Consider the following 14,368-nt stretch of genomic DNA (forward strand, 5'->3'; position numbering starts at 1 on the left):
CCGGGTAAAAACAGGCGGGTTGCCGGCCGATGGCTGGTCCGGGCCGGCTACGCCGCCACGACGTATATATTTCGTTACATACGTGAAGTACGCGATAGCCGTGTTGGGCGTAGAATCAAACTTTGCCGTTTAGCCAGGATCAGCCTTTGAAAAACGCTTTCGCCATTGTAACCTTGTCCGCCCTGATGGCCACGCATGCCATGGCACAGACGCCCGTCGCCCCCGCCGATGCCGCGGCCGGCCCCTCGGCGGCCGCGCCGCAGGAGCTGGACGCCGACGCCAAGACGAAGGGTTTGCCCAAGGTCGAATTGAGCAGCGATCTGCTGTACAAGCTGACCCGCGCTGAAATGGAATTCAAGAGAGGCCAGTGGCAAGGGCCGTACGTGACGATGATGGTGGCGGCGCAGCAGACGCGCGACCCGCGCCTGGCGCGCCGCGCTTCGGAAATGGCGCTGGCCGCCAAGCAGGGCAGCGAAGCGCTGGCGGCCATCCGCCTGTGGCGCGAGCTGGCGCCCGATTCGGACGAGGCGACGCAATTCTTCCTCGGCTTTGTCGTGTTGACGGACAAGATCGAAGAAGCGGAACCGATTTTCGCCGAGCGCCTGGCCAATGCGCCGGCGGGCGCGCGCGGTGTGGCCCTGTTCCAGATGCAGCAGATTTTGTCGCGCTCGAATGACAAGCTGTATGCCTATTCGATGGTGACGCGCCTGGTGCAGCCCTACCTGGATATGTTCGAAGCGCACCTGGTGCTGGCGCAGGGCGCCCTGTCGATCGGCGAGCGTGAGCGTGCCATCGGCGAAGCGAACAAGGCGCTGGCCATCAAGCCGAACTCCGAGCTGGCCGTGCTGACCCTGGCGCAGGTGACGGGCGAGTCCGAGGCGGCGGGCAAGGTGCTGGCCACTTTCCTGCAAAAGAATCCGGACGCCGTCGAAGTGCGCGGCGCGTATGCGCGCCTGCTGGTCGAACAAAAACAGCTGGAGCCGGCGCGCGACCAGTTCCTGCTGCTGCTGAAAAGCGCGCCCGATAACGTGGGCGCCCTGTATGCGCTGGGTATCGTGGCGCTGCAGCTGGAAGACACCAAGGGTGCGGAGCAGTACTTCAAGCGCTTCCTGGCCGTGCTCGATAAATCCCCTGGCGACACGCGCGATCCTTTCAAGGCCCTGATGATTTTGTCGCAGATCGCCGAGACGCGCGGCGACACGGCCGGCGCCATCGCCTGGCTGGACAAGGTCGACAACAGCGCATCAAGCGGTTATGTCGAGGCGCGCTTGCGCCGCGCCCAGCTGATCGCGCGTGGCGGCAATCTCGATGCGGCGCGCAAGGCGCTGACGGAAATCGAAACGGACGATCCGGCAAGCCAGGCGCAGGTGCTGCTGGTCGATGCGCAATTCCTGCGCGACGCCGGCTATGTGCAAAGCGCCTACACGGTGCTGGAAAACGCCTTGCTGCGCTTCCCCGACAATCCGGAACTGCTGTACGACTACGCCTTGCTGGCCGAGCGCCTGGATAAACTCGAGCTGATGGAAGCGAGCCTGCACCGCGTGATGGCGCTGGCGCCCGACAATCAGCATGCGTATAACGCCCTGGGCTACTCGCTGGCCGAGCGGGGCATCCGCTTGCCGGAAGCCCATGCGCTGATCGAAAAAGCGCTGCAGATGGCGCCGGGCGACCCGTTCATCATGGACAGCATGGGTTGGGTGCAGTTCCGCATGGGTAACCTGGCCGCCGCGGAAAACGCGCTGCGCCGCGCCTATGCCGTGCGCAGCGATCCGGAAATCGCCGTCCACCTGGGCGAAGTGCTGTGGCAGAAGGGCGACAAGGATGAAGCGCAAAAACTGTGGCGCGAAGCGCGCAGCAAGGACCCGAAAAACGATGCGCTGAAAAGTACCCTGGCGCGACTGAATGTCAGTTTGTGATTGTTAACCCAAGGGCAAAAACCGGGGTCAGACCCTGCAGGGGGAATGCGTTCCAGTGGAACGCATTCCGATCCCGCAGGGACTGACCCCACCTTGTCGCTGCCGGTTCTTTACTATTCCCATGTTAAAAAAACTCCTCCCCCTCACACTCGTCTGCCTGTCCCTCTCGGCCTGCTCGACCCTGACTTCCCCATTCTCGTCCGGCGCCGCGCCATCCGGTAAAACCGTCGCCCCTTACCGCGAACAGGTGGAGCTGACGGGCCGCTTGAACGTCGTGTACCAGAAGGATGACAAGCCCGAATCGGCAACCGTCAATTTCAACTGGCAGCAGACGGCGCAGCGCACGGATGTGACCTTGTATTCGCCCGTCGGCAGCACCCTGGCGACGATTGCCGTCACGCCGCGCGAGGCCGTGTTGACGCAAAGCGGCAAGGCGCCGCGCAGCGCGCCCGATGTCGATACCCTGAGCGCGCAGATGCTGGGCTGGTCCTTGCCCGTGTCGGGCTTGCGTGACTGGCTGCAAGGCTATGCCGTGGGCGCCGATGGCAAGCGCTTTGTCGCTTCGCCCGCGAACGACAGCGTGACGACCAAAGACGGCTGGCGCTTGCGCTATGTGTCGTGGCAAGAAGTAGGGCAAAATGCGGCCGACAATACACCGGGCGCCTTGCCGCAACCGCGGCGTATCGATGCCGAACGCAATGCCAGCGCGCAGGCCGATGCCGTCTCGCTGCGCATCGTGCTCGATCCCGCCACTTCCGCACCTGCACCATGACACTGACGACTTTGAACAATTGCCCGGCACCGGCCAAGCTGAACTTATTTCTACACGTCAACGGCCGCCGCGCCGATGGCTACCATCTGCTGCAGACGGTGTTCCAATTGCTCGACCATGGCGACACCTTGCACTTCGCGCTGCGCGACGACACGGCGATTGTCCGCGTGACGGCGCTTGCCGGTGTGCCGCAGGAGCAGGACCTGATCATCCGCGCCGCGAAACTGCTGCAGGCCGAAGTGCTGCGCCGCAAGGGCGCCTTGCCGCGCGGTGTCGATATCGCCATCGACAAGGTGCTGCCCATGGGCGGCGGTCTCGGGGGCGGCTCGTCCGATGCGGCCACGGCACTGATGGCCTTGAACCGCCTGTGGCAAGCGGGATTGACGCGCGAGGAATTGATGGCGCTGGGCTTGCCGCTGGGTGCCGATATCCCGTTTTTCATCTTTGGCGAGAATGCCTTTGCCGAAGGCGTGGGCGAGGCCTTGCAGCCTGTCGCCACGCCAGAATGCTGGTATGTGGTGATCGAGCCGGGCGTGCAAGTACCCACCGCTGCAATTTTTTGCGCGGAAGGCTTGACGAGAAATACCGAACCCGTCACAATAGCGGACTTTTCCAGGTACCTCGCAGAAGGAAACGATGCGGGCGGGTTTGGTAAGAATGATTTACAGCAAGTAGCATGCAGTCTTTTCAAGCCGGTAGCAGATGCGGTAGAATGGCTGGGTGCTTACGGTGAGGCCAGGATGACTGGTTCCGGTGCTTGTGTATTTAGTGCGTTTGACAGTCAGGAAGAAGCGGATGCGGTGCTCAGCAATGTGCCACCAGTCTGGATCGCCTGGAAGGCAAAAGCGCTGAGTCACCACCCGATGCTCACCATGTTGTAGAGAGAAAAAAAGATTTTGCTTAGCGTCAAATAGTCGGTATAATACTGGCCAACATGACGGCAAGCAGTCAGTAACGTAGGGGAATCGCCAAGCTGGTTAAGGCACTGGATTTTGATTCCAGCATGCGAAGGTTCGAATCCTTCTTCCCCTGCCACCATTTCACCGTAGTCTGTCGATGCGAAGTTGGCGTCCAGTGCGGGAAAAAGCAGATGTGTCGCCACGCGGCATATTCTAAACAATGACTGACCGGGCCTATGCCCGGTTAGTGCTTTTCAAGACTTCTATATCACCTCTTGGGACTCCCATGGCTTACGAAAACCTGATGGTTTTTACCGGCAACGCGAATCCAGCGTTGGCAGAGGGGGTCGCAAAAAACCTCGGCATCCCTCTCGGTAAAGCAAACGTTTCGAAATTCTCCGACGGCGAAGTAATGGTCGAGATTAACGAAAACGTGCGCGGCAAGGATGTTTTTGTTTTGCAATCCACCTGTGCTCCAACCAACGACAGCCTGATGGAAATCATGCTGATGGTTGATGCCTTGAAACGTGCTTCCGCTGGCCGCATCACCGCCGCCATTCCTTACTTCGGCTACGCCCGCCAAGACCGTCGTCCACGCTCCGCGCGTGTGGCGATTTCGGCCAAGGTGGTGGCGAACATGCTGGAAGAAGCCGGTGTCGAGCGCGTCCTGATCATGGACTTGCACGCTGACCAGATTCAAGGTTTCTTCGATATCCCAGTCGACAATATCTACGCTTCGCCAATTTTGCTGGGCGACCTGCAAAAGAAAAACTACCAGGATTTGCTGGTGGTGTCGCCGGACGTCGGCGGTGTGGTACGTGCGCGCGCCCTGGCAAAACGCCTGGGCTGCGACCTGGCCATCATCGACAAGCGTCGTCCAAAAGCGAACGTGTCCGAAGTGATGAACATCATCGGTGAAGTCGAAGGCCGCAACTGCGTGATCATGGATGACATGGTCGACACGGCAGGCACGCTGACCAAGGCTGCCGAAGTGCTCAAAGAGCGCGGCGCGAAAAAAGTCGTGGCGTATTGCACCCACGCGGTGCTGTCGGGCCCGGCGATCGACCGTATTTCGGCTTCGCCACTCGATGAGCTGGTCGTGACCGATACGATCCCCCTGTCCGAAGCGGCCCTGGCTTGCGGCAAGATTCGTCAATTGACGTGCGCGCCGCTGCTGGCCGAGACGTTCAAGCGCATCATCAAGGGTGACTCCGTCATCTCGCTGTTCATCGATTAATTCGGTAAGAGCAGCAACAGACGTAATGCCTGCGGCGCGACCGGCTTTTTGCCTGTTGCGCCGTAGTGTTTTAGTTTTCGGGGCGCGTCTGCGCCCATTTCCGAAGATTCCTGGTCGCGGGAATCTTCATAACACAAGGCGCAAGCCTTGTTCTTCTTGGAGTTTCACATGAAAGTTATCGCATTTAAACGCGAATTGCAAGGTTCCGGAGCGAGCCGCCGCCTGCGCATTTCCGGCCAAACCCCTGGTATCGTCTACGGTGGCGCTGAAGCCCCGGTGCTGATCTCGCTGGATCACAACGCTCTGTACCACGCGTTGAAAAAAGAAGTGTTCCACTCGTCGATCCTGGATCTGGAAATCGACGGCGTTTCCCAGCAAGTTCTGTTGCGCGACTTCCAAGTCCACGCATACAAACAACTGGTTCTGCACGCTGACTTCCAGCGCGTTGACTCGAAGCAAGCTATCCACGTGAAAGTGGCGCTGCACTTCATCAACGCTGACGTTTCCCCAGCAGTCAAACTGCACGGCGCGACCATCAGCCACGTAGCCAACGAAATCGAAGTTTCGTGCCTGCCAGGCCAACTGCCAGAATTCATCAACGTTGACCTGTCGAACATCGACGTCGGTCACTCGCTGCACGTCGGCGACCTGGTCCTGCCAGCTGGCGTGACCGTTGTGGCCCATGGCGACAACCTGACCATCGCTACCGCTTCGGTACCGGCTGGCCACGTTGCTGCTGAAGCTGAAGCAGCTGCTGCTGTTGACGCCGACAAGAAGTAATTTTGCCGCCGCAGCAATGCGGTAGTCGCAAGGAAAAACCCGCCAGGTTCGCCGCGCGGGTTTTTTTCTGCCTGTTTTCACCGATAATGTTTTCTTTTTCATTGCAGACACAGCCATGCCCATACGCCTGATCGTCGGCCTCGGCAACCCGGGACCCGAATACGAACAAACCCGCCACAATGCCGGTTTCTGGCTGGTGGACAATCTTGCCAACAGCTTGCCCGGCACGCGCTTGCAGCGCGATTCGCGCTATAACGCCATGCTGGCAAAAACATCGATCGCCGGCAAGGAAGTCTGGCTGCTCGAACCGCTGACCTTCATGAACCGCTCGGGCCAGTCCGTGGGCGCGCTGGCGCGCTTTTTCAAGATTGCCGCCGATGAAGTGCTGGTGGTGCACGACGAGCTCGATCTGATGCCCGGCATTGCGCGCCTGAAGAAAGGTGGCTCGGCCGGCGGCCACAATGGCTTGAAAGACATCACGGCCGCATTGGGCACGCAGGATTACTGGCGCTTGCGCCTGGGCATCGGTCACCCGCGCACCCTCAGCCTGCAGCAGCAGGTGGCCGACTTCGTGCTGCACCGTCCGCGCCGCGAAGACCAGGAGCTGATCGAGCAAGCCATCGAGAAATCCTTGCAGGTGATGCCGCAGATCGTCGAAGGCAAGTTCGAGGCGGCGACCATGAAGCTGCATACGGCTTGAGAACAGGGCCTGATGGCGTCACGATACGGCTGTTTTGGCGTCATTTGCCCATCATCGGGCTTTTGAAGCGCGCCTGTCAGGGGTACAATTGACCCCTTGAAATGCAGCACACGCACCATTCCCGGAAAACGGCGAGCGATAGCTCCGTTTTCCCTAACAGCACGGCAAGCACGCCGATAAACGGCGCCATGTGCTTTGATTATTAAAGGTTTTCCATGAGTCTCCAATGCGGTATCGTCGGCTTGCCGAACGTCGGCAAGTCCACCCTGTTCAATGCACTGACGAAAGCCGGCATTCCGGCTGAAAACTATCCGTTCTGCACCATCGAGCCGAACGTCGGCGTCGTCGAAGTGCCGGATCCACGCATGGATGCGCTGGCCGCCATCGTCAAGCCGGAACGCACGGTCAACGCCATCGTGGAATTCGTCGACATCGCCGGCCTGGTGGCTGGCGCATCGAAGGGCGAGGGCCTGGGCAACCAGTTCCTGTCGCACATCCGCGAAACGGACGCTATCGTCAACGTCGTTCGCTGTTTTGAAGATGACAACGTCATCCACGTGGCCGGCAAGATCAGCCCGCTCGACGATATCGAAGTCATCCAGACCGAACTGGCGCTGGCCGACATGGGCACCGTGGAAAAAGCGATTCATCGCGAAAACAAGAAAGCCCGCTCGGGCGACAAGGACGCGGCCAAGCTGCTGGCCATCATGGAACGCATGATGCCGTACCTGAACGACGCCAAACCGGTGCGCGCGATGGGCCTGGACGCCGACGAAATGGAACTGATCAAGCCCTTGTGCCTGATCACGGCCAAGCCGGCCATGTTCGTGGCCAACGTCTCCGACACGGGCTTTACCAACAACCCGCTGCTGGACCAGCTGACCACCTACGCACAATCGCAAAACGCGCCCATCGTCGCCATCTGCGCATCGATGGAAGCGGAAATCGCCGATCTGGATGCCGCCGACAAGGGCGCTTTTCTGGCCGACATGGGCCTGGAAGAGCCCGGCCTGGACCGCCTGATCCGCAGCGCCTACAAGCTGCTGGGCCTGCAAACCTACTTCACGGCGGGCGTGAAGGAAGTGCGCGCCTGGACCATCCATGTGGGCGACACGGCACCGCAAGCGGCCGGCGTGATCCACACCGACTTCGAACGTGGCTTCATCCGCGCGCAAACCATCGCCTATGACGACTTCATCACCTACAAGGGCGAAGCGGGCGCCAAGGAAGCGGGCAAGATGCGCGCCGAAGGCAAGGAATACGTGGTCAAGGATGGCGACGTGCTGAACTTCCTGTTTAACGTCTAAAGGCCTGGCAGATAAAAAAAACCTCGCGGCTTGCGAGGTTTTTTTGTTTCTGGCGCGCGTACAGCACGCTATGGCGTTGTGGCACCCTTGGTCGACGCTGTCGTCAAGCTGAGCGCCGTGTCGAGCGCCTCCATGAACTCGGGTACGTTGATGGGCTTGGTCAGATAGCGCAGGAAGCCGGCGTCGAGGCCTTTGCGCACGTCACGCGGCAGGGCGTTGGCCGACAAGGCGATGACGGGGATGTGCGCCGTCAGCGGATCGACGCGCAGCAAGCCCAGCACCTCGGTGCCGCTGATGCCGGGCAGATTGATGTCCATCAGGATCAGATCGGGCTGGTGCTGGCGCGCCAGCGCGATGCCGAGGTGGCCATCGACGGCGCTGAGCATGCCCAGGTCGCTGCGGCGGGCGATCAATTGCTCGACCAGGATCAGGTTGGCCGGATTGTCCTCCACGTACAGCACCTTGCGGCGCGGCGCATCGAGCGGCGCATCAGCCGATGGCTCCAGGCCCATATTCCCGGCATGCTCGCCGAGTTGCAGTTCAGGAGCAGATGAGGCTGCCAATTCGATCCAGAACAGCGTGCCGACCCCGACCTCGCTCTCCACCCCCAGCGTGCCACCCATCAGCTCGACCAGCTGCTTGGTGACCACGAGGCCGATGCCGGTACCTTCCTCGGTGCCGGCTTCCTGTCCCAGCCGGTTAAACGGCTGGAATAATTGTTGCAATTGCTCGGCGCTCAGGCCGTTGCCGGTGTCGCGCACGCTCAGGCGCACTTTATCGCCATGCCGTTTGCATTCCACCTGCACGCTGCCGCCCGTGCGGTTGTATTTGATCGCATTCGACAGCAGGTTGATGACCACCTGTTTGACGCGCGTCAAGTCGGCATGTACGTAGAACGGCTGGTCGAGTGTAGGGAAGGTCAGCGTGATGTCGCGCTTTTGCGCCTGCGGCGTGATCATCGCGCGGCAGTCGCGCAAGACTTCGGTGAGCGCCATCGCCTCGCGCGACATGGCGACCCGCCCCGATTCGATCATCGACAGGTCGAGAATTTCATTGATCAGGCGTAGCAGATACCAGCCGCCATTGAGGATCTGCTCCAGCGAGCGTTGCTGCGAGGCGCTGGGCGGCGGCGTGTCCGACGCCATCAGCTGGGCAAAGCCCAGTACCGCGTTGAGCGGCGTGCGCAACTCATGGCTCATGCTCGACAGAAATTCCGACTTGGCGCGGTTGGCCTTATCCGCCTGCGCACGCGCGTTTTCCAGTTCGATGCTATTGTCGCTCAGCACGCGATTGAGTAGCTCGCGCTCCTGCTCCGCATGCTTGCGCACGGTATTGTCGGTGCCGATCAGCAGATAGCCGATGATGGCGTCGTCCGCATCGCGCAGCGCCGTCACCGAGACGATCGCCGGGAAGCGGCTGCCATCCTTGCGCACATACGTCAGCTCATAACTGTCTTCGATCCCGCGCGACGCCTTGTAGACGAGCGCCTCAAAACCGGGCGCGATCAGCGTACCGATTTCCCCGGAGAGGGCGGTGGCGCGGCTGATGACCTCGGCCGGATCGGATATGCCGGCCGGCGTGATCTGGTTGATCACCTCGTCTGCCTGATAGCCCAGCATGCGCTCGGCGCCGACATTGAATAATTGGATCACACCCTGTGCATCGGTGGCGATGCAGGAAAAATAGGGGCTGTTGAAGATGGCTTCCTGCAGTACGCCCGCTTTCAGGAGCGCAGGCTGGGCTGCGCGCGCGGCGGTGCCGGCACGGTGAATGTCGTTCATGCTTACTGCCCTTGGTTCGCAACGCCCGCTTCCGGTCGGATTGGGCTGGCTGCACATTGTTGAGCGACAGGCGCTGTTGTCTTGTGAAAGACGCTGCTGTCTGTGTTGCTAAACCACATGACAAAGGATATTTTAGCAAATTTCCTTCCCATCGCCGCGTGCATCACGCGGACAAGACGACGTCAGCCGGGCAACCGGCTGACGTCGATCACGCCGCAAACGCCGGCCTTGAGGTGCTGGTCAATGCGACGATCAACTCCAGCACGCCTTCTGGCAATCCGACGGCATCGTGTATATCCCTCCAGAAACCCGACCGGCCAGTGCCGTGTTCCCGCACTATCGGGCACAATCATCATTCGACGGCCATGCGGCCCGAGCGTTGCCACGTCCACATCAGACCGATACCGGCCGAGGTGCCGCTGTTCTGGCGCAGCAGGGGGCTGGCACGGTTGGCGGCGCTTGCGTAGTTGTCGTAGCGTACAAAGGCAAAGGCGCGCCAGTCCTGGTGCAGCCGGTAGGAACCGCCCAGGCCCAGGCGCGTGAGCATCAGCCCGCTTTTTGCCGCATACGCCGGACGCTGATCGGTGGCAAACGCGGGGCTGACCCCATAAAAGTAATCGTTGATGGCGGCATTGCCCAGTACGGCGCCGACGCTGGCATCGACGTGCCATGCCTGCTGCTCGCCTTGCAGCGCGTACACGAGGCGCGGCTCGAACGTGGCGCCCTGGCGGCGCAGGCCGCCGCGCGCTTCGATGACGGCGCGCAAGGGCAGTTCCAGGCCCAGGCGGCTGTGTTGCGTCGGCTCGGCCAGCTTGATTTTCAGGCGCGGGCCAAATTCCAACAGGGTGCCCAGGTCCGGCATGCTGCGCCGGGCCGGCACGTCGCTGGACCTGGCCGGCAAGGACAGGGCGAAACCCACGTCGAATTCCACCCGCTCCGTGTCGAGCAGGCGCGCGCCCACGCCGGAGCGATCGGCCCGCAGCACTTTTCCGCGATAAATCAGATAGGGCAGGGCCAGGCTGCGCGTCGAGCGCTCGCTGGCACCCGGATAGGCGGGCGTGACGGCCGTGCCGCCGAAGATGCCCGCTTCCCATAAGGGTAACGCCGGCTCGGCGGCGTACGCGGGCGCCATGGCGGCCAGGAAGGTGATGAAGGCCAGCAAGGCAGGCGCGATATTCATCGGGGAACTCCGCAGGGTTTGCCGGCCTGTAGCGATTCCAGTGCCTTCTCGCTGAGCGCGCTCGATTGACCGCTTTTCTTTGCCAGCGCGATGGCTTGGCGGAAATGAAACTCGGCCGCATCGTAGCGGCAGGCCACGCTGGCGGCGCGTCCTGCCTCATGATGCAGCCGCGCCTGCCAAGCGAAGTCGCCATGGCCCAGTTCGGCATTGTCGGCCGCGGCCGCATAGCTGCGCATGGCTTGCGCCCAGTCTCCCTGGCTGGCCGATTCGCGGGCGAACTGCTCCTGCTGCGCCGCCATGCGCAGTTCGGTTTGCGTGGAGCAGGCGCCCAGCGCGATCAGGATCAGAGGCAGGACGAGGCAGGCGCGCAGGGAGAGTAGTGTGGACATGGCGCCACTGTAGCCCATGCGCAGGTGCGCACGTTTGCGCGGGACGCATGAATTGGGGGATTCGTGCGGCACTGATGACATATAATTTGCACACGACTTTGTTATTTTTGACAGTACACTTCACGGGAGCACCATGTTTTCACGTAAATTCCATTCTTGTGCACAGCTGATGCTGGCCACCTTGCTGATGGGCTTTGTCGCCGCGTCCCCCGCGCGCGCGCAGCAAGCGGCCGTCAAATTGCCGAATGTGGTGATCCTGGCCACGGGCGGCACCATCGCCGGCAGCGGCGCCGACAGCACCACCACCGTCGGCTACACCTCGGCCACCGTGGGCGTCGAGCGCCTGATCGCAGCCGTGCCGGAACTGAAAAAAGTGGCGAATGTGAAAGGCGAGCAAGTGTTCCAGATCGCCAGCGAAAGCATGGGCAATAGCCACTGGCTGGCCCTGGCCAAACGCATCAACGTGCTGCTGGCCTCGAACGATGTCGATGGCGTGGTCGTCACGCACGGCACTGATACCATCGAAGAGACGGCGTATTTCCTGAACCTCACCGTGAAGAGCCACAAACCGGTGGTCGTGGTGGGCGCCATGCGTCCGTCGACCGCCATTTCGGCCGACGGTCCCATCAATCTGTACAACGCCGTGATGCTCGCTGGCAGCAAGGAAGCCGTGGGCAAGGGCGTGCTGGTGGCCTTGAACGACCAGATCAACGCGGCGCGCGAAGTGACCAAGACGAACACCTCGACGACCGATACCTTCAAATCGCCGGAACTGGGCATGCTCGGCTACATCCAGGGCAGCAAGGCCTTTTTCTACCGCCAGTCGACGCGCAAGCACACCCTGGAATCGGAATTTGACATCAGCAAGCTCGATGCCTTGCCGCAAGTGGACATCGTGTATGGCTACGCCAACATGAACCGTGTCGGCATGGACGCGTTTATTGCCGCCGGCGCCAAGGGCATCATCCACGCGGGCGTGGGCGATGGCAGCGTGGCCGCGCAAATGAAGCCGGCCCTGGTGGAAGCGCGCCAGAAGGGCGTGCTGATCGTGCGTTCGAGCCGCGTCGGCCAGGGCATCGTGGCGCGCAATGGCGAAGCCAACGACGATGAACTCGACAGTGTCGTGTCCGACACCCTGAACCCGCAAAAAGCCCGCATCCTGCTGATGCTGGCCTTGACCAAGACCAACAGTACGCAAGAAATCCAGCGTATTTTCTACACGTATTGATCCTTCTCGCGCCAGGCCAGCCTTATTGGCTGAGCCTGGCTGATTTACGCTTGCCCGCTTTGCTGCCATACTTCGCTTCTGAATAACTTCCTGGCAGAAGCAGCAACACTGTTCCTTGTCCCCTGTTCATGGCTATCCTGTCCGACATCATCCTGTATCCGATCAAATCGTGCGCCGGCATCCATTTGCGCGAGGCGGTCTTGACGCGCTCAGGGCTGATGAGCGAACACGTGTTCGACCGCGAATGGATGGTGGTCGATGCGCAGGGCCGTTTCCTGACCCAGCGCGAACATCCGCGCATGGCGCTGATCGTGCCTTCCATCAAGGCCACCACCCTGGAATTGCGCGCACCGGGCATGCTGCGCCTGGAAATCGAGCTGGGCTTGCCACATCCGCAACTGGCACCCATGCTGGAAGTGCAGGTGTGGGACGATAGCGTGCGCGCCTACGATTGCGACGACGTCACGGCCACCTGGTTTTCCAACGCCATCGGCGTGCCGTGCCGCCTGGTGCGCTTTCACCCGGACGTGGTGCGCGCCACCAGCACCACCTGGACGGGCGGCGTGGCCGCTTCGACCATGTTTGCCGACGGCTACCCAGTGCTGATCGCCGGCAGTGCCTCGCTCGATGACGTGAATGACAAGCTGAGCGCCGCCGGCCGCGAGGCGCTGCCGATGAACCGTTTCCGTCCCAATCTGGTGATCGGCGACATCGGTGCCTTCGAGGAAGACTACGCCGACTTCCTGCAATTCGGCGCCACCGTGTTAACACCCGTCAAGCCGTGCTCGCGCTGCCCGATCCCGTCGGTGGACCAGGCCACGGGCGTGCCGGGACCGGACCCGCTCGACGTCATGCATGGCTATCGTGCCAAGCCCGAACTCGATGGCGCCATCTGCTTCGGCATGAACGCCATCGTCACCGAAGGCGGCGACGAGCGCATCGTGGTGGGGCAGGACATCGGTTTCGAACTGGCATTTTAAGCATGGCGCCCGCACACAAGGGTTTAAGGTTTCTATGAATCAAGCAATACCGCCGGACCCGCGCATTGCCAGCCTCGAAGCCGAAAACCAGGCCTTGCGCGCGCGCATGGCTTTCCTGCTGGAACAGGTCGAGCGCAACCACGACATCATGTGCCGCCACCAGGCGTTTGACCTGGAAATCGTCAGCGCGTCCACCTTTCCCGAACTGATCGGCACCATTTTTCGCACCTTGCCCGTGATTTCCGACCTCGACGGCGTTACGTTGAGCCTGCTCGACGAGGATGACGATATCGTGCTGGTGATGGAAAAGCTGGGCGTCGATTTCAGCGCCTTTCCGCAGTTGCTGTTCGTGCATGCCGTGGCGGAGCTGGGTTTTGCTGCACCAAAGCCCGCAGCTGAAGGGGAGGCGGCCTTGCCGCCGTCGCCCCTGCTGGGACAGTTCGACGCCGCCGTGCATGGCCCCCGTTTTCCGGGCATCGACGCTCCCTTGCGCAGCGTGGCGCTGGTGCCATTGTTGCGCAACAAGCGCCTGATTGGCAGCCTGAACCTGGCCAGCGGCGACATGACGCGCTTCACGCCTTCGCTGGGCACGGATTTCATCAAGCACATGGCCTCCATCATCGCCATTTGCCTGGAAAACGTGATCAGCAATGAAATGCTGAAGTACATCGGCTTGACCGATTCCTTGACGGGCGTCTATAACCGCCGCTATATCGACCGCCGGCTGCTGGAAGAAATCGGTCGCGCGCGGCGCCAGAATTATTGCATTTCGTGTATGTATATCGATATCGACCATTTCAAGCTGGTCAATGACACCTATGGCCACCAGGGCGGCGATGAAGTACTGCGCGAAGTGGCCACGCGCATCCGCACGGAATTGCGCCGCTCCGATGCGCTGGGCCGCTTCGGCGGCGAGGAATTCGTCGTCCTGCTGATCGATGCCGACCTCGACAGCGCGACCTTCGTTGCCGAACGCATCCGCGCCAGCATCGCCGGCACCATGTTTGACTTGCCGGGCAGCGCGCAAGCGTGGGTCAGCGTGTCGATCGGCGTGGCCAGCCTTGAGGCGGACGCGGCACTGCAACCGATCGAAACGGTGGCGCAGCAGCTGGTGGCGCACGCCGACCAGGCCCTGTACCAGGCCAAGGCGGGCGGACGCAACAAGGTCATCAGCTGGCAGGCGCAGGTCGGCTGACCAA

The 14,368-nt window shown here is 61.5% G+C and carries 13 protein-coding genes and 1 tRNA gene; 11 read left to right on the forward strand and 3 right to left on the reverse strand.

Annotated features, from left to right (window positions below; genetic code table 11):
• Positions 1-146: 146 nt before the first annotated feature.
• The 8 genes from C8C92_RS03625 to ychF all read left to right on the forward strand — a co-directional run bounded on the left by C8C92_RS03625 (position 147) and on the right by ychF (position 7,611).
• Complete coding sequence (locus C8C92_RS03625; protein WP_116743031.1) at positions 147-1,916, forward strand: tetratricopeptide repeat protein; 1,770 nt, start codon at positions 147-149, stop codon at positions 1,914-1,916.
• A 121-nt stretch (positions 1,917-2,037) separates the two neighbouring features.
• Positions 2,038-2,688 (forward strand): outer membrane lipoprotein LolB, encoded by a 651-nt coding sequence (locus C8C92_RS03630; protein WP_116743032.1) that lies wholly within the window; start codon positions 2,038-2,040, stop codon positions 2,686-2,688.
• On the forward strand, positions 2,685-3,569 hold the full coding sequence (gene ispE, locus C8C92_RS03635; RefSeq protein WP_116743033.1) for a 4-(cytidine 5'-diphospho)-2-C-methyl-D-erythritol kinase: 885 nt from the start codon (positions 2,685-2,687) through the stop codon (positions 3,567-3,569). Before C8C92_RS03630 ends, ispE begins: the two co-directional genes overlap by 4 nt.
• Before the next feature lie 77 nt (positions 3,570-3,646).
• Positions 3,647-3,723, forward strand: a tRNA-Gln gene (locus C8C92_RS03640).
• A gap of 150 nt (positions 3,724-3,873) precedes the next feature.
• Positions 3,874-4,824, forward strand: a complete 951-nt coding sequence (locus tag C8C92_RS03645) for a ribose-phosphate pyrophosphokinase (RefSeq protein WP_034753270.1) — start codon at positions 3,874-3,876, stop codon at positions 4,822-4,824.
• 168 nt (positions 4,825-4,992) lie between these two features.
• Positions 4,993-5,604, forward strand: coding sequence for a 50S ribosomal protein L25/general stress protein Ctc (locus tag C8C92_RS03650; RefSeq protein ID WP_099760902.1), 612 nt, complete (start codon positions 4,993-4,995; stop codon positions 5,602-5,604).
• A 115-nt stretch (positions 5,605-5,719) separates the two neighbouring features.
• Positions 5,720-6,304 carry an aminoacyl-tRNA hydrolase gene (gene pth / locus C8C92_RS03655; protein WP_071079737.1) on the forward strand — a complete coding sequence of 195 codons (585 nt, stop codon included), beginning with the start codon at positions 5,720-5,722 and terminating at the stop codon, positions 6,302-6,304.
• A gap of 215 nt (positions 6,305-6,519) precedes the next feature.
• Entirely contained in the window at positions 6,520-7,611 is a 1,092-nt protein-coding gene (gene ychF, locus C8C92_RS03660; protein ID WP_099760900.1) for a redox-regulated ATPase YchF, read from the forward strand.
• A 68-nt stretch (positions 7,612-7,679) separates the two neighbouring features.
• Here the strand turns inward: ychF and C8C92_RS03665 are convergent, their stop codons facing one another.
• The 3 genes from C8C92_RS03665 to C8C92_RS03675 form a co-directional block, all read right to left on the reverse strand.
• A complete protein-coding gene (locus C8C92_RS03665) occupies positions 7,680-9,392 on the reverse strand; it encodes an ATP-binding protein (RefSeq protein WP_116743034.1) in 1,713 nt (570 codons plus the stop codon).
• A gap of 352 nt (positions 9,393-9,744) precedes the next feature.
• Complete coding sequence (locus tag C8C92_RS03670; RefSeq protein ID WP_116743035.1) at positions 9,745-10,572, reverse strand: MipA/OmpV family protein; 828 nt, start codon at positions 10,570-10,572, stop codon at positions 9,745-9,747.
• Complete coding sequence (locus C8C92_RS03675; RefSeq protein ID WP_133250691.1) at positions 10,569-10,961, reverse strand: hypothetical protein; 393 nt, start codon at positions 10,959-10,961, stop codon at positions 10,569-10,571. The genes C8C92_RS03670 and C8C92_RS03675 overlap by 4 nt, the downstream gene beginning before the upstream one ends.
• 133 nt (positions 10,962-11,094) lie before the next feature.
• Between C8C92_RS03675 and C8C92_RS03680 the strand changes: the two genes are divergently transcribed.
• The 3 genes from C8C92_RS03680 to C8C92_RS03690 all read left to right on the forward strand — a co-directional run bounded on the left by C8C92_RS03680 (position 11,095) and on the right by C8C92_RS03690 (position 14,364).
• Complete coding sequence (locus C8C92_RS03680) at positions 11,095-12,189, forward strand: type II asparaginase (protein ID WP_099760896.1); 1,095 nt, start codon at positions 11,095-11,097, stop codon at positions 12,187-12,189.
• Positions 12,190-12,317: 128 nt separating this feature from the next.
• A complete protein-coding gene (locus tag C8C92_RS03685; protein ID WP_116743037.1) occupies positions 12,318-13,169 on the forward strand; it encodes an MOSC N-terminal beta barrel domain-containing protein in 852 nt (283 codons plus the stop codon).
• A 34-nt stretch (positions 13,170-13,203) separates the two neighbouring features.
• Positions 13,204-14,364: a DUF484 family protein gene (locus C8C92_RS03690; protein WP_116743038.1), complete on the forward strand. Its 1,161-nt coding sequence runs from the start codon at positions 13,204-13,206 to the stop codon at positions 14,362-14,364.
• Positions 14,365-14,368 lie beyond the last annotated feature (4 nt).

This window comes from Janthinobacterium sp. 78 (genome assembly GCF_003096775.1).
In the GTDB taxonomy this organism is placed as follows: domain Bacteria; phylum Pseudomonadota; class Gammaproteobacteria; order Burkholderiales; family Burkholderiaceae_D; genus Janthinobacterium; species Janthinobacterium tructae.

Coding starts and splice junctions, on each gene's coding strand:
- C8C92_RS03690 (WP_116743038.1), top strand. CDS start 13,204: ATGAATCAAGCAATACCGCCGGACCCGCGCATTGCCAGCCTCGAAGCC.
- C8C92_RS03630 (WP_116743032.1), top strand. CDS start 2,038: ATGTTAAAAAAACTCCTCCCCCTCACACTCGTCTGCCTGTCCCTCTCG.
- C8C92_RS03665 (WP_116743034.1), bottom strand. CDS start 9,392: ATGAACGACATTCACCGTGCCGGCACCGCCGCGCGCGCAGCCCAGCCT.
- pth (WP_071079737.1), top strand. CDS start 5,720: ATGCCCATACGCCTGATCGTCGGCCTCGGCAACCCGGGACCCGAATAC.
- C8C92_RS03650 (WP_099760902.1), top strand. CDS start 4,993: ATGAAAGTTATCGCATTTAAACGCGAATTGCAAGGTTCCGGAGCGAGC.
- C8C92_RS03680 (WP_099760896.1), top strand. CDS start 11,095: ATGTTTTCACGTAAATTCCATTCTTGTGCACAGCTGATGCTGGCCACC.
- ychF (WP_099760900.1), top strand. CDS start 6,520: ATGAGTCTCCAATGCGGTATCGTCGGCTTGCCGAACGTCGGCAAGTCC.
- ispE (WP_116743033.1), top strand. CDS start 2,685: ATGACACTGACGACTTTGAACAATTGCCCGGCACCGGCCAAGCTGAAC.
- C8C92_RS03685 (WP_116743037.1), top strand. CDS start 12,318: ATGGCTATCCTGTCCGACATCATCCTGTATCCGATCAAATCGTGCGCC.
- C8C92_RS03675 (WP_133250691.1), bottom strand. CDS start 10,961: ATGTCCACACTACTCTCCCTGCGCGCCTGCCTCGTCCTGCCTCTGATC.
- C8C92_RS03645 (WP_034753270.1), top strand. CDS start 3,874: ATGGCTTACGAAAACCTGATGGTTTTTACCGGCAACGCGAATCCAGCG.
- C8C92_RS03670 (WP_116743035.1), bottom strand. CDS start 10,572: ATGAATATCGCGCCTGCCTTGCTGGCCTTCATCACCTTCCTGGCCGCC.